Raw genomic sequence first — 16,058 nt, forward strand, 5'->3', positions numbered from 1 at the left:
GCACGGCGCACCGTCTCCGGCGACGGGAGGCATGTCTTTGCGCCAAGCTTGCGAGCGTGCGTTCGCTGCTACAGATCCAGCGTGATACACGCCGAAGATGCCCGCGAGACACAGATCAGCATGAACTGCCCTTCACTCTTCTCGGTCTCCGACAGCAGGCTGTCGCGATGGTCTGGGATCCCCTCGAGGATCCGCGACTCGCAGGTGCCGCACACGCCGGTGCCGCAGGACGAGGCCACGTGGATGCCGGCGTCGGCAATGGCCGCAAGGATCGACTGACCGGGCTCCACGGCCACCGTAACGCCCGAGCGGGCCAGGACGACCGAGAAAGCGCTGCCTGCGGCCTGGCCTTCTCGGGGTATGGCGGCACCGAAACTTTCCATGCGCAACTGGTCTGGCTTCCAGGCACCTGCCCGGCCGGCCCTCTGCACGGCCGCGAGCAGCGGCGCCGGTCCGCAGCTGTAGACCAAGGTGTCGGTGCGGGCCTGGCCCATGAACGCCTCCACGTCCAGGAGGCCACATTCATCCTGTGGGCGGATCTGCACCCGCTCGCCCCAGTGGGCCAACGCGTCAAGAAAGGCCATGGAGCTTCGGCTGCGGCCGCCGTAGAGAAACCTCCAGTCGGCGCCGGCTCGTTCCGCTGCGCACAGCATGGGAAGGATCGGCGTCACGCCGATGCCGCCTGCAATGAACAGGTAGCGGCTTGCAGAGGCGAGTTCAAAATGGTTGCGCGGGCCGCGTACCTGCACCCGGTCACCCGTGCGCAGCAAGTCGTGGACCGCGGCAGATCCGCCGCGCCCGGCGGGCTCGCGCAAAACGGCCAATTCATAGGCGTTGGTGTTCTGTGCATCGCCGCACAGCGAGTACTGGCGCGCCATGCCGCCTGGCAGACTCAGCTCCAGATGCGCGCCCGCTCGCCATGTCGGTAGCGGCCCACGATCCGGGCGTTGCAAGGTCAAGCTCGCAACACCGGATGACAACTCACGCTTGCCGGTGAGTTCAAGCTCCATCATGTTGTCTCCCGTCCGCGGCCGGCGAATTGGAAACGCACGTCGAGCTTGGCCAGCGCAGGGAACTTGAGGGACGGGTAGCGTTCGCCCGCCTTGTCCCCCGGCGCGATCGTCTCCACGTGCTCCAAGATCCCGCGCAAGGTCTCCTGCAACTGGATGCGCGCTATCGGCCCGCCCAGGCAGTGGTGCATGCCGCCGCCAAAGGCTTGGTGCGCGTTGGCGTTGCGCCGCCCCGGATCCATCTCGTCAGGCGCCTCGAACACGGCAGCGTCGCGGTTTGCCGAGGCCAGCATCAGCAACACGTTCGCGCCGGCCGGGATCTGCACGCCATTGGAGGTGGTGTAGTCCGTCGCCAGGAAGCGGTTGCGCACATGGATCGGCGTGCGGTAGCGGAGGAGTTCCTCGACTGCATTGGGTACCCTCTCCGGCTCGGCCCGAAGCCGCGCATAGAGCGCGGGATTGACTGCAAGTACTTCGATCGCATTGGCGATCGAAGTACGGGTCGTCTCGTATCCCGCGTCCAGCACCGTGTGCATGATCGACAGCAACTCTTTGCGCGAGAGCTCGTTACGGGACTCGGCTTCGAGCAGCAGTTCGACGAACTCCGAGCGAGGCGAGCCACTGCCGAGCAGCGACTGGAAATACGCCATATAGAACGCAACGACCGCATCGAGCCGCCGCTGCTCCTCATCGGAGATCCGGAACGAAGAGAAGATCAGCAGGAAGTCATGCTGCTTCGACACCAACGCGCTCCAGTCCTGCGCTGGGATGCCCAGCAGGTGGCAAGTGACGCCCTGCGGCACCTGTGATGCCATCTGCTGCACGACGTCGAATGGCTGGCCGTCTGAAGGCACGGCTTGCAGCGCCCGCTGCACACTTTCGGCCGCGATCGCACGCAGGCTCTCCACCCTGCGCGGCATGAACAAGGGGCTCAGCAGCTTGCGCAGGCGCGTGTGCACTGGCGCGTCGGTCTGAGCGAGGTTGGCCTTCATCCGGTCCATCGCCGGGCCGGGTGCGAGCCAGGCAGGCGTGTCCATGCCGGGCGGCTGCACACGTGCCTCGGGCTGGCGCAGCAGCGCCTGGACGTCGGCGTGCCGAGACACGAGCCAGAACGGCTGGCGCTCTTGGTCGAGCAGTTCCAGCGCGGGCTGTTCTTCGCGCAGTTGCCGATAGACCGGCATGCGGTCGCCCTGCAGGAACACGGGATCGTTGAGCTGTTTGAAATCGATCATGCGCAAGTCCTCCTCAATCGAGCTTGACGCGCAAACGCTCGATCAGAGCGCTGTAGTACTGGCGGTCTTTCTGCAGCCGCAACGCCATGGCCTGGGGTCCGCTCTGCGAAAGCTCCAATCCTTGGTTCAAGACCTGGTGGGTCTGGAAGTCGCGGTCCTGCGCCGCGACACCGATCTCGCGTGCCAGCACGTCGATGGCGGCCGGGGGCGTCCGAGCGGGGGCGAGAAATCCGAACCAAGCCCCTCCGTGGCCAATGGGGACGCCTTGCTCGGCGGCCGATGGAACCTCCGGGAACTGCGGTGCCCGCTTCGGCCGCAGCGGCGCAATCAGCTTGAGCCGGCCTTCGTGGATGTACTGCGTGGCGACGCCGGTCGTGCCGATGACAAACTGGATGTCGTTGACCAGAAGCGCCTGGTAAAGATCGGCCTGACCCTTGTACGGCACGTGGTTCAGTTCGGTTCCCAGGTACTGCTGAAGTTCGGCGCCCGCCAGATGGGCATTGCTGCCGATGCCGAAGGAGCCGTAGTTGACCTTGTTGCCCTCGCGCCTCGCCCAGGCGATGAACTCGGGCAGTGTCGCCGCCGGCACCTTGGGGTGCGCGATCAGGCACTCCACCGTGTTGCACAGCATGGTGACCGGCGCGAAATCGCGCTCGGCGTCGTAGGACATCTTGCGGTACAGGTAGGGGTTGATGGTGATCGACGCGTCTGTGGTCAGCAGCAGCGTATGGCCGTCCGCGGCGGCCTTGGCGACGGCCGCTGCACCGATCATGGTGTTGGCACCCGGCTTGTTGTCCACGATCACAGGCACTTTGAACGAGGCCGAAAGCGAGGTTGCGATCCTGCGCCCGATCGCGTCCATCAGACCGCCTGCCGGATACGGCACGAGGATGGTGATGGTCTTGGCGGGCCTCCAGCCCTGCTGCGCAAGTGCTGGGAGCGCGATGGCTGTGGCCAAGGGCACGTGCAGCAACTGGCGGCGCGTGATCATGCCGGCACCCCTTCGACCAGGGCAGGAGGCACTTCGACGGGTTCATTGTCGCTGGCGATCGCGCAACGGCGCAGGGTACGCGGGGCGCTGGGTGCGAACTTCGACCGGGCGTGCTGCAGCAACGTGTTGTCCCAGACGATAAGGTCTCCTGCGCGCCACACGTGGCGGTAGACGTACGCTTCGTCCGCCACGATGTCCGACACCTGCGCGATCAACTCAGCCGACGTGTCAGCGTCGTAGCCTTCGATCAAGCGCGTGGTGTCCGGGCTCATCATGTGGATGGTCTGCCCCGATGCCTGGTGCACGGCGATGGCCGGATGCGTGGCCTGCGCCACCTGGACTTGCACCTGGCTGCGCAGCTCGTCGCCATAGCGCAAGGCGCCATAGTCCAGGCTGGCCAGTACCGAGCGTCCGGCAAGCTGCTCGCGCAACGTCGACGGCATGCGCTCCACGGCGGCTGCCGAGTTGGAGAACAGCGTCTCGCCCCCTTCCGAGGGGACCTCGATGCCGTACAGCATGATGGCCTTTAACGGATGGTCGAAGTACATCTGGTCCGAGTGGAAATTGAGCTCTACGTCACCGAAGGCGCCGTCGCGCCGCACGTTCGACACATAGGTCGCATCCGGGCTGATGCGCTGGATGGGGCCCTGCTTGGAAATGCGCCCGAAGATGCGGGCGAAGGCCACCTGCTGTTCGTCGCCGAGTTGCTGGTCGCGAAACACGAGCAATCCGCGCGTGGCCAATGCGCCACGCAGCAGTTCCTGCACGCCTGGTGCCAGCGGGCGCGAGGTGTCGAGGCCCTCGACCAGGTAGCCCAGGCAATGGTGCAGAGGGGTGAGTGTGGGGGTCATGGGTTTGTCTCCAGGGGGGTGAACGCAAATTGGGGCGAGGCGCCTCATCCTGGCCACTGGGGGCGGCCGATCTCCATCGTCTGGCCGACAGTGGCATAGGTGAAGCCGCCGAGGCGCACGAGCGGATTCGCCAGCACGGTGTCGAAGCGCTGCTCTGGCCCCAGGTAGCGTTCGTCCACGTGCACCCCGACCACGCGGCCGATGACGAGGCTGCTGCGACGCTCACCCGGCCCTTGGGGCTCGATGTCGACGATGCGCACGAGGCGGCATTCGAGGTGCGCGGGCGCGCCGGCCACTCGGGGTGGGCGCACGCTGTGTGACGGCAGCGCCTGCAGGCCTGCAAGCTCGAATTCGTCATGTTCCGCCGGAACCGTGGCCGAACTCATGTTCATCGCGTCGCGCTGCGCGAAAGACACGAAGTTGACGACAAATTCGGGTACCACGCGCACGTTGGCAACCGTGTCTTTTTCGGTCCGATCGGGTGGCGCATTGCAAGTGAACATCACCATCGGCGGCGCTGGCGAGATGCCGTTGAAGTACGAGAACGGAGCCAAGTTGGCGCGGCCGTGCGCATCGACCGTGCTGATCCAGCCAATCGGGCGTGGCGCCACGATGGCGTTGAACAGCGAGGGCTTGAGCTGCCGCGCATCCTGGGTGTCGATGAAGGTCATGCGTGTGGCTGAAAGGGTGTCCATGGAATCGAACCTGTGGGATTGCGAACGGATGGCGGGTCTGGTTCACACGAATCGGAATGCAATGGAGCCCAAGGCGCCGTAGTCGGCATGGAAGCTGTCTCCCGCAGCCGCATGCACCGGCCGAGTGAACGAGCCGCCCAGCACCACCTCGCCTGCCGCAAGCGACTCGCCCCAAGGCGCCAGCTTGTTGGCGAGCCAGGCCACTCCGGCTGCCGGGTGGTTCAGCACCGCCGCCGCGACGCCGGATTCCTCGATCACACCATTGCGATACAGCAGCGCGCTGACCCAGCGCAAATCAAGGGCATCGGGCCGGACAGGGCGACCGCCGACGACGATGCCGGCGTTGGCGGCGTTGTCGGCGATGGTGTCGAACACCTTGCGCATGGCCCGCGTTTCACGGTCGAGCTGCTCGATGCGCGCATCAATGATCTCGATGGCGGGCACCACGTAGTCGGTTGCAGCCAGCACGTCGCAGATGCTCGTATGGGGGCCGCGCAGGGGCCGGCCCAGGACGAAGGCAAGCTCCACCTCCACGCGTGGCGCGATGAAACGGTCAGCAGGAATGTCGGCGCCCTGTTCGATGAACATGTCATCGAGCAACGTTCCATAGTCGGGTTCGGTGATCTGGCTGGCCTGCTGCATGGCGCGCGAAGTCAGGCCGATCTTGTGGCCACGCACGATGCGCCCGGCGCCGACCTTCATGCGAACCCAGGCGCGCGCCACGGCGTAACCGTCGGCAATCGTCATGTCCGGATATCTTTTGGAGAAGTGCGTCACCTGCACCCGCGAGGTTTCGGCGTGCTGCAGTTCTGCAGCGAGTTCAGCGATCAGACGTTCGTCAAACATGAGGTTGTGGTGCGTCGGGGGCGTGGCAGAAGATGTCAGCGGGAGCCTTGGTGCCGCATCCATGGCGTTGATGTCTTGTGCTGGATCAACCAGGCACCGTCCACCCGTACCAGGGTGTCGCAGCAGTGGCGGATACCGGCCAGCCTGCCAACCGGCACCGCCGCGGCATCTTCGACGGTGGCTTCATAGGCAACCAGCGTGAAGCTCAGCGTGGCTTGACCGTTGTTCCGCGGGAGGAACTGGAAGTTCAACGCCGTGTGCGCCGTTCGGCGGCCAGGGGGGCGGCCCGCCAACGCCTGCGCGATGGCGGCACGGCCACCGACCGGGCCGCTGTCGCGCTCCCAGACACCGTCCAAGGCGAAACAGGCCGCGCCGCCAACACCGTCACCGCGGTCCAGGCAGGCGTAGAAATCGACAACGCACCGGAGCGCCTGGCGTTCGTCGAGCAGATCGGACAGTTGTGCCTGAACCGTCATCTCAATCGCCCTGGGTCCGCGGCGCGGTATAGCCCTTCTGGCCTTCCTCGCTGCCTAGGGCCAGGATGGGGCCGTCGTACTTTTCCTGCCACAGCAAAGAGCCCATGGCGATGTGCAGCGGGTGATCCTGCACGGTCAGCACGCGCCATCCCTCTTCGCCGTGATAGTGCGCATGCTCGGACCAGCCCGGCGCGGACAGCAGCAGGTCGCCGGCTTTCCAATCCACTCGTACGCCGTCCACCACGCTGTGGCCGTGTCCGGAGATGTGGTAGTTGATCGAGGCCGAGGTGTGCCGGTGGCCGTGCGCACCGGTGTAAAGGGGTGTGCCAGCGGGGCAGCCACCGATGGTGGCGAAGTAGGTACCCGTGGTTCCGTTGCGGCGCTCGGTGCCGGGGTGGTAGAGCAGCCAGATCCGTCTCTTGCCGTCGCCGGCCTCATGGGACAGATGCGGCCAGACCTCCTTCCAGGGCCAATGCAGTGCCGGATTCGGCACGACCGAAATGTCGGTCAGGTACTCATAGCCGCGCAGCCGTGCGCCGGCTTGCGTCAGCTGAATGTCAGGTGCATTTTCCCAAGCGTACTTACGCCTGTGCTCTTGGCTGAGGCCGTCATGCGGACGTTCGCGCTCCAGTACGGCCACACCTTCCTCTTCGAAGAGCACGCCGAGCAGTTCCAGCAGCGGGCCGTTGCTATAGGTGAGCCGGACCCAGGGCGTGCTGCCGTTGTTCTCGTGCACATGGCCCCGCATCGAGGGCACGGTCCAGACGTCGTGCAACGCTGTGTCGAAGCTGCCATCAACGGTCACGCGGCCGCTACCGCCGATGCAGATCTCCAGAAGGTTTGCATTGGTCTTGAACGGTGCGGTCCTCTCCCCGGGGAGCAGCACACTGAGGGCCACTTGCGTGCCGGGAGTGAAACTGTTGGCAGTCCGCGAGGCCGGATGCACGATGACCGAGCAGCGCCTGCCGTTGGCAGGTCGTGGAATGCGGCCGAGCCTCTCGATCTCGGCGTCTATGGCCTCCCGGGTGACCAGCATGGGGTCCCAGATCTGCGGTTGGCCAGGTAGGCGCCCTGACCGGTCGAGGAACGGGAGTGCCTGAACTTCGGAGAGACTGGAGTGCATGGTGAATACCCAAAAGAAGGTTGTTGGCTAAGTCAGGCAGGCTCTGCGATGACGGGCAAGCGGAGCGTTCCAAGCGAGGTCACTTCGACCTCGAGCACGTCGCCGGCGGTCATGAACACCGGCGGCTTGCGCAGGGAGCCCACGCCGGCCGGCGTTCCGGTCGCGATCAGATCGCCAGGCGCGAGGGGGGTGAACTCGGACACGTAGGCAACGATCTGGGCAATGGAATAGATCAGATGAGCAACGCTGTCCCGCTGCATTTCCCGACCATTGAGGCGGCTGACGACCTCCAGCCCATTGACATCCGGCACCTCGTCGACGGTGACAAGCCAAGGACCCCATCCCCCGCTGGCGTGGAAGTTCTTGCCGGGTGTGACCTGGCCCGTATGCTTTTGGTAGTCGCGCACAGAGTTCTCGGCGAAGCAGGCATAGCCTGCGATCGCAGCAGAGGCCTCCTCCTGACGAAGGTGCCGCCCGCCACGGCCGATCACCACTGCCAGTTCGGCCTCGTAGTCAAGCTGCGTGGAGCACCGGGGCACATGAATGGGTTGACCATGGCCCACCAGCGTGTCGGCAAAGCGCGTGAACACCGAGGGATGGCGAGGCATCTCGCGCTCGGCCTCACCTGCGTGGGCAGCGTAATTGAGGCCGACGCAAAGGATCTTGCCGGGCTGGGGAATGGGTGGCAGCCAGCGGATGTCGGCGAGCGCGATGTCGTGGCGTGCCTGCGCAACCCTGCGCCGCAGCTCATCGCTGTCCCATGAGCCCAGCGCGGTGCGCAAGTCCGGCACCTCGCCGGTAGCGAGGTTGCTCAGGCGGGCGCCGTCGGCAGACAGTGCACCGAAAGCCGGGCGTCCGTCCGGGGCGATGAAGCTGGCAAGTCTCAAAGCGTCGTCTCCATGGTGTCGGGTGCGGCTTCGTCGTATGCGCGATGCCGTCATGAGCACCAGTATTCGGCGGCTGCCCGGATAAATCCACTGAATAGCGTTAAGAACGAAAATGCATAGAATTAATCGGCCCTGCCTTCCAACCCGTTGCCATGCCCGCCCACACCCTGGACCTCAACCTTCTGAGAGTGTTCGAGTCCATCTACCGGATGCGCAATCTGAGCGAAGTGGCGCGCCATGTGCATCTGACGCAACCCGCCGTCAGTCATGCCTTGCGTCGCCTGCGTGACAGCCTGGGCGACCCTCTGTTTGTGCGAAGCGTGAACGGCTTGCAGCCCACCCCGCGCAGCGAACAACTGATCGAGCCGGTGCGCCAAGCCCTGCGTCTGATCGAGGACTCGGTCAGCAGCTCCGGTGTGTTTGAGCCAGCAAAGTGCACGCGCGAGTTCCAGCTGCTGCTGTCCGACGTCGGGGAGTTGGTATTCCTGCCGCGCCTGCTGCGTCATTTGCGCCAGCACACGCCGGCTGCGTCGGCGGTCGTGGTGCAGGCCTCACGCGTGCAATACGAAGCCATGCTGCGCGAACGCGTTGCCGACATTGCCATCGGCCACTTGCCGAACATGCCTGCGACGCTCAAGCAAAGGTCCTTGTTCCGGGACGACTATGTCGTGCTGCGCACACGCCCTGCGCGTAAACGGCGCCGCGCACTCACGCTCGAGGAATACGTCCGCTCCGTGCACATCGAGGTCGATCCTCCGGGTTCGCTGCAACGGCCCGTCCAGATGGTCATGGAGTCACTCGGCCTGCAGCATCGCGTGGTCCTGCGTGTGCCGCACTTCTTCGCGGTGCCCAGCATATTGCTGCAGACGGACCTGCTCGTCACAGTTCCGCGCTCGGTGGCGCGCAACATCCGAAATGCCGATGATCTGGAGATCTGCGACGTCCCCTTTGCGATGCCACCACTGGACATCAGGATGTACTGGCATCTGCGCCAGGACGCTGATCCGGCGCATCGCTGGCTGCGAAACGCCATGGTCGCGCTTTTCAGCAGTTCGTCGACGGCCGGATCTTAGTTTTTCGCGGGACGCTGCCCTGTCATGCACGCTCGGAAGCCGACAGCATCGTGTCGGCGATATCCAGCATCGCCCGCAGGCGATCCATGTGCCGCAGGTCTTGATGGTAGCCAACCCAAATATCCCGCGTCGGAGGGTGATCCGGCGTGTCGATGCGCTGCAATCCGGAGACTGCATCGCCGAGCGGCCTTGGCAGTACCGCGATACCCACGCCCCTCAGGCACATCTGTGCCTGGACCGACCGGCTGGTGCTCGTGAAGACACGCCTGGAACGTGGAAACCTGTCCAGCACCCAGGCTACATCGGGGAAATGCGACTGCGCGGTATTCATGAGAATGACCCCGGCTGATGCCGGATCGTCATGCAACGCCCGTACGGTCTCGGCCGAAGCATAGACACCGTATGAAATGCGCATCAGGCGGCGCTGGACAATATCGGGTTCGCTGAAGGGCACGATGCGAAAGGCGACGTCGGCGTCGCGACGCGAAAGATCGAGCAATCGATAGCTTGCAATCACCTCCGGCACGACAGCGGGATGAAGGCGCGTCAACTCGGCCAGGACCGGCGCCAGGACATAGCCGGCGAACCAGTCCGCTGACGAGATCCGCAGGATGCCTTCGAGCCGCTGGTCATTGCCGGTCAGCCGCCTTTCCATGGACATCGCGGAATCCTCCATGGACTCCGCCAGCGCCAGCACGGCGTCGCCGGCGTCCGTAAGCACCAGTCCGTCCTTGGTCCGACGAAAAAGCGGCTGCCGGGCTTCGTCCTCGAGCACTTTTATTCGCCGCCCGACGGTCGGATGGCTCACGTCCAGACGCCGGGCGGCCTCGCCGAAAGACCTACCGCGTGCAACCTCCAGAAAGATGCGGACGTCATTCCATTCCATGTCAAGCGGTTGTTCAAAAACGTACGGGAAATGTACAGGAGTGTCAGTTCAAAAACATTTCCTTTGATATCAACATAACGGCCTTGTCACGCTGACCTTCGGATCAGCCTCATCTGGAATCTCATGGCATGAACAAGTTGAATGACACGGCCGCCCTTGGAGCGGGCGCTTCCAAACTGAAACTTCGCCCGTCGTTGTCTACGCGACGCCGTTTGCCTCACCTGAACTCTCAGCGGCGATGGTCGACGTGCCTCGCTTTACCACCATCGCGCCGCAGCGTGTTCGAGCGGCTGCACCTTGAGACTCGCACACCATGACTACGTTGACTCCAACTGCCGAGGCAGCAGCCCCTGATTCGCGCCGCTGGCTCGCCTTGACCGTCCTGCTGACCGGCACTCTCTTGCCACCATTGGATTTCTTCATCGTGAACGTGGCCCTGCCCGCCATTCGCGCGGGCATGCAAGCATCTTCGGACGTCTCGCAGCTGGTCATCTCGGTGTATGCCACAGCCTATGCCGTCACCCTGATCCTGGGCGGGCGTTTAGGTGACCTCTATGGTCGAAAGCGCGTATTCGTTGGGGGCATGCTCGGCTTTGGCGTCGCCTCGGCATTGTGTGGTCTGGCGCCATCGCCCGGCATGCTTGTCGTCGGTCGGCTGCTGCAAGGGATATGTGCGGCGATCATGGCGCCACAATCATTGGCGTCGATTCACGCGATCTTCCCGGCAAGCGAGAAAAACGGCGCGCTCAGTCTCTATGGCGCGACATTCGGCCTGGCTTCAGTGGGAGGCCAGTTGTTGGGGGGCGTGCTCGTTTCGACCAGCCCGTGGGGGCTGGGATGGCGCACCGTCTTCCTGATCAACCTCCCCATTATCGTGTTTGCTGTTCCAGCTGCATTGGTGCTGCTGCGTGAAAGCCGTGCCGAGCGTTCGGCTCGCCTGGACGTGCCGGGGGCGTTGCTGCTGGCGGCTGGCTTGCTGGCCTTCGTGGTACCGCTGATCGAAGGGCGGGAGCACAACTGGCCATGGTGGTGCATGGCGCTGCTGATTCTGAGCGTGCCGTTGTTACGGTCTTTCTGGCGATACGAAAAGGAACAGGAACTCGCCGGCAGGACGCCCTTGCTTCTACCTTCGCTTTTGGCCGTGCGCGGGCTGCGACGCAGCTTGGCGTCGACCTTCTTCTTCTATTGGCTCGCCGCGTTCTTCCTGGTGTTCGCGGTGTACGAACAGGTCGGTCTGGGTCACGACGCAATGGCCACCGGCCTGGCCGTCCTGCCACTCGGCGTTGGCTTCTTCCTCGGCCCACTGTGCGGCCCGCGCATTGCGCGGAAGATGGGCTCGCGCACGGCTGCGTTTGGCATGATCTTGGAGGTACTCGGTCTGGTCATGGTCGCGGTGCTGGCCTTTGCCGATGTGCCGTCCTGGCTCGCGTTTCCCCTGTTCCTGATCGGTGTCGGGCAAGGCGTTGCGCTTCCTGCGCTGGTGCGCTTGAACGTGGACCAGGTCGGAACACGTTGGGCGGGGCTGGCTTCGGGCCTGGTAAACGCCACCTTGCAGATCAGCGCTGCAGTAAGCGTTGCAATGATCGGAGGACTGTTCATCGTGATCGCGCCCGATGGTGCGAGCGCTCAAGCCGCGCGGCTCGGCTTTTCTGCAGCCTCATTGGCCATAGCCGCGGCACTCGCGCTGGCAGCCGGACTGAGCTGGAGTGGCGATTGACCGGCCAGGTCATGGTCGGTCGCCCGTTCCATTTGCATACGCTTGTGAACATTGGGCCTTCGTTCTCGTAAGAGAGCGCCGCGCAACTCGATGACGCATGGCCTGGCAGCTTCTTCGAGTACACACGGTACACGAGAGAACCCGCCGCTCACGCCTTCCCGCCCACCATCCGCTGCGCCGCATCCGGTGATGGTCAGTGGGGCGCTGGCATCGGAGAAACTGGTGGCGCGGCATCGACTTAGACCTCTACCGGGACGACCCGACGTTCGAAACAGCGCCCAGCTCACCATAATTCGAGCATGAGCCTGTTCCAGTTTGCCGCAAGGGTTCGCAGCTCAATTGCTGCGGCCGGGAAATCCTCTTTTCACCAGCACGGACCCATCACCCTTTGTGTGTTGTTGCTGGCAGCGGGGCAGTCCGTGCGCGCCCAATCGCCCACACTGGGCTTCATGCAGTTGCCGCAGCCCGGCGGTGGACTCGTCACCGTTTTCTATCCGTCCTCGGACCCAGAGATCCCGGCCTCCCAGGGTCCATTCACGTTGTCATGGGCCGCCAAAGGCCGCGTTTCGAAGGGCAATGGACGCATGGTTGTGATCTCACATGGTTCGGGCGGAAGCCCTTGGGTGCACGCGGATCTGGCGCGAGCTTTGGTGCAACGAGGATTTACGGTCGCCTTGCCTCAGCACGCAGGGGACAATTACCTCGACCCGTCTGAGCCGGGGCCTGCGAGTTGGATCAAGCGGCCGATCGAAGTTTCTCAGGCGATTGACGTCGTCTCCAGCAGCCCATCGCTGGCGGCTGATTTGCGCCTTGATTCGGTCGGCCTGTTCGGAGGGTCTGCAGGTGGACACACTGCTTTGTCGATGGCCGGGGCAAATGGTCGAAGGCGCGCTTCAGGAACCACTGCGAAGCGCACATCAGCGAAGATTTTTCGTCCTGCGTAGGTTTCTTCACACTGCTCAATGGCGACTGGCTGGACGCGCCCAAGATATGGCTGGCGAAGGCCGTTATTGCAGCGCGGTTCTCCGACAGTGCCATGCAAGGTGGCTTCGACGCACGCGTCAAGGCCGTGGTGGCCATGGTCCCATTCGCCGCGGACTTTGATCCGGCAAGCTTGAAGCAGCCCGTAACTGCGCTGGGACTGGTCATTGCAGAAAAGGACATCAACCAAGTGCCCCGCTTTCATGTGGGAGCCATCCTCGCTGCGTGTGAACCCCGATGCGAGGTCGTCATGCGCATCCCGGAAGGCGGCCACGGTTCGATGCTTTCTCCAATGCCACCGTTGGAGACTGGGAGCGTGGCGCAGCGTCTGCTGAGTGACCCGCCGAGTTTCGACCGAGGGCAGGTAGTACCCTTACTCAATTCTCGAATTGCCGAATTTTTCCTAAAGAACTTGGTTTCTGCGCCATAGCTTTGAGCCGACGAGACGCGCTTGCCTGCGCCCGAGCGGCCGCTTTACCGTTCCTCGTCGGGGCGGTTGGCGACGATCTTCATTCCAAGACTTCACTTCGAAGACGTGCCCCGAAGGACTAGTCCTGCTTCTCCATCTTCTCGTGGGCATCCACGAGCTGAGCCAGCAGCTTCATGAAGACGGCACGATCGTCGGGAGACAGCGGCTCGATCAATAGCTCCTGTGATCGGTGAATGCTTTCTTGCAAGTCGTTGATCAGGTTCAGGCCGTCTGTGGTGATCACCGAAAGTCTTGATCGACGATCGTCCGGATTGACGCGAGTTTCAACCAGCCCCTTGTCAGCCAGGCGTTTGAGCACTTCTGCTGTCGTCGTTCGATCCAGGGAAAGCTCCCGACCGATCGCCTTCTGATCGAGCCAGGGGTTCATCGAAAGCGCCGTCAACATGCCGACCTGCAGCGGCGTGATGCTTTCAGACTTGCACAGGTCGAAAAAGATCGCTTGGCCAATCTGAGTCAGCCGACGAATCAGGAAGCCCGGACGACGCCACATCACTTCTCGCAATGGATTGAAAGGCTCGGGGGCCGGGGGCTTTGCCACCTCTGTCACGCCACCTGTCTTCTTCTGAGCCGGAGAACGCTTCGTCATCATCTGGAGTCGCCGATAGTGTCAGCCGGCAAGTGTATCGGCTCCCCTGCATGTGAATAGAAAGCCGGCCGCGCCTCCAGCCTCGCTACAACAGGTCGACCTCGAGGTACTCGCCCAGCAGGCGATGGAAGTCGACCTCATCGTCCCAGGGGATCATGTGGCCGGCGCCCGAAGCCGTGCACTGCAGCAGGCCCGGCGCAAGTGTCTTGATTTCCGCCAGGTCTTCTTCAAGCACCACACCACCTCGCCCCGCGGTCATGAGAAGCCCGGCCGTCTGCAACTTGGCCAGATCGGCGTGGATGTCGTCGCTGTGAAAACCGGCATGCGCCTGAATGACGGCCTCCTCGCTGCACGTATGGAGCCACTCGGCCCGCAGTTGCAGCTGTTCGTCCGTCCAGGTCGGCGCGTAAGGACGAAGCTCGTCGGCCGTGATCCCCTTGACGGCCTTCTGGATGGATTCCACGTACCAAGGCAGCGGCACGGGATAAGCGCGGCGGCCGGGGCCGGACACCGGCGGGTCGACCAGCAGCAACCTGCCGATGCGGGGAGCGTCGCGCGCAGCGGCACGAATCGCCACGCGGGCACCCATGGAATGACCCAGCAGCGTGACGGAAGACCATCCCTGGACCTCCATCAGATGGAGCACGTCGGCCGCCATGGCATCGAGGCTTGCGTCCATCCCGGGCACGCTGGAGGATAAGCCGCGCCCCCGGAAGTCCAGGACATGAACATCGAAGTGGCGAGCCAATCGCTCGGCGACGAAACCCCACGTGATCGCCGGGCTCGTGATGCCAGGCAAAAGAAGCATGCATGGGCCCTGTCCGCCATAGCGCAGGAGGTGCAGCCGCACCCCGTTGGCGCGTACGTGATAGCCATGAAGAAGGGAACTCATTTCGACTCCGGGATGTTCCACGCGCCCAGTCGCTCTCGCCCCGGGCCGGTGCTGGAACTTGCATCAACAAAAACTCATTTGCACACCGCTGAGGGTGCTCGCCGCACCCGGCATGAGGTGTCTCAGGTTTGCGGAGGCCTTCCGAACCAGCCACGGACGCGGTTCCAGAGCACGCTCCACATCATTGCGGCAATGGAGACCGTGGGTTGCGGCTCGTTGGCCGACCCTCCTTGCCCGCCCAGTCTGCGGGAGACCTGCTTGCCGAAGTCCGCCACCATCCGGCGCACGAAATCCTTCACGAGCCCCGAGCGGGAAAATTGCGCGAGCGGGCCCTGCAGCGCGTAGATCATGTCCACGTGGACCCGGGTGTTGTCCGCCGACAGTGCTTCGAGCCGGTAGGTAATGTCGCCCTGCGTGCGCGACTTGCTCAGGCTGTCCTGGCCCGCCCCACGAAGGACGGCACGCCTGGCGGCATCGTCACGTTCCAGCCGTGCCGCGCCGACGAAGGCTGCCGACATCGGGCCGAACTTGATGGCGAGGGTGCCCTTGACTCTTTCCCCCTCGTGCGAGTCGATGGTCGCGCCGGGCAGGCAGGACGCGACCGCAGGCAGGTCGCCCATGAACGCCCACACCTGATCGACGGGATGAGGCACATCGAAATGGACTTCGATCACGTTGCCTTTGGCCTTGGCCTTGGCCATCGCCACCGGATCGACTTCCGCCAGGTCCGCAGCAGCAGCCGAACTGGGTGCAGTCGGCTTGCCTGGTGACGGAATGGGCGATTCGGCCTGCATCGCTGCCGTGACACGCTTCACCGCGATGGTTCGCGGCGCGCCCATTCTTTGCCGCAGCTTCTCGAACTGCACGTCGGGGCTGTCGCGCTGCTGCTGCAGCACGTCCAGGATCGCATCCACGATGCCCTGGTATCCCGTGCACCGGCACAGGTTCCCTGATAGCTCGACCCGTACGCGCGCTTCGTCGGCTTCGGGCAAGCGAAGCACGATGTCGCGTGCCGTGGTGAGCATCCCCGGTGTGCAGAAGCCGCACTGCAGCGCATGGTGGCGCGTGAACGCCTGCCGCAAGCGGTGCATGACCGCATCATCGTCGTAGCCCTCGATGGTGGTGACCTCGCGGCCTTCGCATGCCACGGCGAACGTGATGCACGAGCGCGTGGGCTGCCCGTCGACGAGCACCGTGCAGGCGCCGCAGACGCCGTGTTCGCAGCCGAGGTGCGTGCCTGTCAGGCGGAGTTCGTCGCGCAGGAAGTCGCCAAGGTGCATCCTCGGCTCGGCCTGCCGGCTGAAACTGCGGCCGTTCACTTG

16 protein-coding genes are annotated in these 16,058 nt (G+C 64.0%); 3 read left to right on the forward strand and 13 right to left on the reverse strand.

What is annotated here, in order from left to right:
* Window positions 1-68: 68 nt before the first annotated feature.
* From E5CHR_RS05410 to E5CHR_RS05450, 9 genes are all read right to left on the reverse strand, one after another.
* The gene (locus E5CHR_RS05410) at window positions 69-1,010 is read right to left on the reverse strand and encodes a PDR/VanB family oxidoreductase (RefSeq protein WP_162578733.1); all 942 of its coding nucleotides are present in this window, start codon (window positions 1,008-1,010) and stop codon (window positions 69-71) included.
* A complete protein-coding gene (locus E5CHR_RS05415; protein ID WP_162578734.1) occupies window positions 1,010-2,242 on the reverse strand; it encodes a cytochrome P450 in 1,233 nt (410 codons plus the stop codon). The genes E5CHR_RS05410 and E5CHR_RS05415 overlap by 1 nt, the downstream gene beginning before the upstream one ends.
* 13 nt (window positions 2,243-2,255) lie before the next feature.
* The gene (locus E5CHR_RS05420) at window positions 2,256-3,233 is read right to left on the reverse strand and encodes a Bug family tripartite tricarboxylate transporter substrate binding protein (protein WP_162578735.1); all 978 of its coding nucleotides are present in this window, start codon (window positions 3,231-3,233) and stop codon (window positions 2,256-2,258) included.
* Entirely contained in the window at window positions 3,230-4,084 is an 855-nt protein-coding gene (locus tag E5CHR_RS05425; RefSeq protein WP_162578736.1) for a TauD/TfdA dioxygenase family protein, read from the reverse strand. Before E5CHR_RS05425 ends, E5CHR_RS05420 begins: the two co-directional genes overlap by 4 nt.
* A 44-nt stretch (window positions 4,085-4,128) precedes the next feature.
* Window positions 4,129-4,779, reverse strand: coding sequence for a flavin reductase family protein (locus E5CHR_RS05430; RefSeq protein WP_232061967.1), 651 nt, complete (start codon window positions 4,777-4,779; stop codon window positions 4,129-4,131).
* A 42-nt stretch (window positions 4,780-4,821) separates the two neighbouring features.
* The gene (hpaH, locus tag E5CHR_RS05435) at window positions 4,822-5,625 is read right to left on the reverse strand and encodes a 2-oxo-hept-4-ene-1,7-dioate hydratase (protein WP_162578737.1); all 804 of its coding nucleotides are present in this window, start codon (window positions 5,623-5,625) and stop codon (window positions 4,822-4,824) included.
* A gap of 35 nt (window positions 5,626-5,660) precedes the next feature.
* Window positions 5,661-6,101 carry a nuclear transport factor 2 family protein gene (locus E5CHR_RS05440; protein ID WP_162578738.1) on the reverse strand — a complete coding sequence of 147 codons (441 nt, stop codon included), beginning with the start codon at window positions 6,099-6,101 and terminating at the stop codon, window positions 5,661-5,663.
* Between the two features lies 1 nt (window position 6,102).
* On the reverse strand, window positions 6,103-7,137 hold the full coding sequence (locus E5CHR_RS05445) for a hypothetical protein (protein ID WP_162578739.1): 1,035 nt from the start codon (window positions 7,135-7,137) through the stop codon (window positions 6,103-6,105).
* A 119-nt stretch (window positions 7,138-7,256) separates the two neighbouring features.
* Complete coding sequence (locus tag E5CHR_RS05450; RefSeq protein ID WP_162578740.1) at window positions 7,257-8,111, reverse strand: fumarylacetoacetate hydrolase family protein; 855 nt, start codon at window positions 8,109-8,111, stop codon at window positions 7,257-7,259.
* A 152-nt stretch (window positions 8,112-8,263) separates the two neighbouring features.
* Here E5CHR_RS05450 and E5CHR_RS05455 point away from each other — a divergent pair, with 152 nt between their 5' ends.
* Window positions 8,264-9,184 (forward strand): LysR family transcriptional regulator, encoded by a 921-nt coding sequence (locus E5CHR_RS05455; protein ID WP_162578741.1) that lies wholly within the window; start codon window positions 8,264-8,266, stop codon window positions 9,182-9,184.
* A gap of 22 nt (window positions 9,185-9,206) precedes the next feature.
* Here E5CHR_RS05455 and E5CHR_RS05460 read toward each other — a convergent pair whose 3' ends face one another.
* Window positions 9,207-10,070, reverse strand: a complete 864-nt coding sequence (locus E5CHR_RS05460; protein WP_162578742.1) for a LysR family transcriptional regulator — start codon at window positions 10,068-10,070, stop codon at window positions 9,207-9,209.
* A gap of 313 nt (window positions 10,071-10,383) precedes the next feature.
* Between E5CHR_RS05460 and E5CHR_RS05465 the strand changes: the two genes are divergently transcribed.
* Both E5CHR_RS05465 and E5CHR_RS31645 read left to right on the forward strand, forming a co-directional pair.
* Window positions 10,384-11,787: an MFS transporter gene (locus E5CHR_RS05465; RefSeq protein ID WP_162578743.1), complete on the forward strand. Its 1,404-nt coding sequence runs from the start codon at window positions 10,384-10,386 to the stop codon at window positions 11,785-11,787.
* A gap of 299 nt (window positions 11,788-12,086) precedes the next feature.
* Complete coding sequence (locus E5CHR_RS31645) at window positions 12,087-12,731, forward strand: alpha/beta hydrolase family protein (protein ID WP_232061968.1); 645 nt, start codon at window positions 12,087-12,089, stop codon at window positions 12,729-12,731.
* Window positions 12,732-13,316: 585 nt separating this feature from the next.
* On the opposite strand, the gene E5CHR_RS05475 is transcribed toward E5CHR_RS31645, so the two are convergent.
* The 3 genes from E5CHR_RS05475 to E5CHR_RS05485 form a co-directional block, all read right to left on the reverse strand.
* The gene (locus E5CHR_RS05475) at window positions 13,317-13,847 is read right to left on the reverse strand and encodes a MarR family winged helix-turn-helix transcriptional regulator (RefSeq protein ID WP_162578744.1); all 531 of its coding nucleotides are present in this window, start codon (window positions 13,845-13,847) and stop codon (window positions 13,317-13,319) included.
* An 82-nt stretch (window positions 13,848-13,929) separates the two neighbouring features.
* Window positions 13,930-14,736 carry an alpha/beta fold hydrolase gene (locus E5CHR_RS05480; protein ID WP_162578745.1) on the reverse strand — a complete coding sequence of 269 codons (807 nt, stop codon included), beginning with the start codon at window positions 14,734-14,736 and terminating at the stop codon, window positions 13,930-13,932.
* A 122-nt stretch (window positions 14,737-14,858) separates the two neighbouring features.
* Window positions 14,859-16,016, reverse strand: coding sequence for a xanthine dehydrogenase family Fe-S subunit (locus E5CHR_RS05485; RefSeq protein WP_232062268.1), 1,158 nt, complete (start codon window positions 16,014-16,016; stop codon window positions 14,859-14,861).
* Between the last annotated feature and the right edge of the window lie 42 nt (window positions 16,017-16,058).

Source organism: Variovorax sp. PBS-H4 (genome assembly GCF_901827205.1).
Taxonomy (GTDB): domain Bacteria; phylum Pseudomonadota; class Gammaproteobacteria; order Burkholderiales; family Burkholderiaceae_C; genus Variovorax.

Excerpts from the sequence above, each read along its gene's own strand:
- E5CHR_RS05410 (WP_162578733.1), bottom strand. The coding sequence starts at position 1,010 with ATGGAGCTTGAACTCACCGGCAAGCGTGAGTTGTCATCCGGTGTTGCG.
- E5CHR_RS05415 (WP_162578734.1), bottom strand. The coding sequence starts at position 2,242 with ATGATCGATTTCAAACAGCTCAACGATCCCGTGTTCCTGCAGGGCGAC.
- E5CHR_RS05420 (WP_162578735.1), bottom strand. The coding sequence starts at position 3,233 with ATGATCACGCGCCGCCAGTTGCTGCACGTGCCCTTGGCCACAGCCATC.
- E5CHR_RS05425 (WP_162578736.1), bottom strand. The coding sequence starts at position 4,084 with ATGACCCCCACACTCACCCCTCTGCACCATTGCCTGGGCTACCTGGTC.
- E5CHR_RS05430 (WP_232061967.1), bottom strand. The coding sequence starts at position 4,779 with ATGGACACCCTTTCAGCCACACGCATGACCTTCATCGACACCCAGGAT.
- hpaH (WP_162578737.1), bottom strand. The coding sequence starts at position 5,625 with ATGTTTGACGAACGTCTGATCGCTGAACTCGCTGCAGAACTGCAGCAC.
- E5CHR_RS05440 (WP_162578738.1), bottom strand. The coding sequence starts at position 6,101 with ATGACGGTTCAGGCACAACTGTCCGATCTGCTCGACGAACGCCAGGCG.
- E5CHR_RS05445 (WP_162578739.1), bottom strand. The coding sequence starts at position 7,137 with ATGCTGGTCACCCGGGAGGCCATAGACGCCGAGATCGAGAGGCTCGGC.
- E5CHR_RS05455 (WP_162578741.1), top strand. The coding sequence starts at position 8,264 with ATGCCCGCCCACACCCTGGACCTCAACCTTCTGAGAGTGTTCGAGTCC.
- E5CHR_RS05460 (WP_162578742.1), bottom strand. The coding sequence starts at position 10,070 with ATGGAATGGAATGACGTCCGCATCTTTCTGGAGGTTGCACGCGGTAGG.
- E5CHR_RS05465 (WP_162578743.1), top strand. The coding sequence starts at position 10,384 with ATGACTACGTTGACTCCAACTGCCGAGGCAGCAGCCCCTGATTCGCGC.
- E5CHR_RS31645 (WP_232061968.1), top strand. The coding sequence starts at position 12,087 with ATGAGCCTGTTCCAGTTTGCCGCAAGGGTTCGCAGCTCAATTGCTGCG.
- E5CHR_RS05475 (WP_162578744.1), bottom strand. The coding sequence starts at position 13,847 with ATGATGACGAAGCGTTCTCCGGCTCAGAAGAAGACAGGTGGCGTGACA.
- E5CHR_RS05480 (WP_162578745.1), bottom strand. The coding sequence starts at position 14,736 with ATGAGTTCCCTTCTTCATGGCTATCACGTACGCGCCAACGGGGTGCGG.
- E5CHR_RS05485 (WP_232062268.1), bottom strand. The coding sequence starts at position 16,016 with ATGCACCTTGGCGACTTCCTGCGCGACGAACTCCGCCTGACAGGCACG.